The following is a 216-nucleotide window of genomic DNA, read 5'->3' on the forward strand; positions in this document are numbered from 1 at the left end:
CCAGTGGCGTGTCCGTGCTGCGGGTGGCGGGCTCTAGTGCGTCAAGGATGGCCTGGCGCGCGCCCTCGACCGACAAGAAGCCGGCCCCCGGCGCCTGTTCTTGCTGCCGGCTGCGCTCGAGGTGCGCGCAGACGAAGTCGGCGATGGCGTCCAGATCATTGATATCGAGCCGGGGCAGGGCAGTCTCCTGAGGCTGATCGCTTGCCAGGGCTATGA

Annotated in this window: 1 pseudogene; it reads right to left on the minus strand. The window is 68.1% G+C overall.

The annotated features are described in order from the left end of the window. Positions 1-216, minus strand: a pseudogene (locus BN1128_RS19710) (bifunctional molybdopterin-guanine dinucleotide biosynthesis adaptor protein MobB/molybdopterin molybdotransferase MoeA); the annotation flags it as partial.

The organism is Aeromonas piscicola, from assembly GCF_000820005.1.
In the GTDB taxonomy this organism is placed as follows: Bacteria; Pseudomonadota; Gammaproteobacteria; order Enterobacterales; family Aeromonadaceae; genus Aeromonas; species Aeromonas piscicola.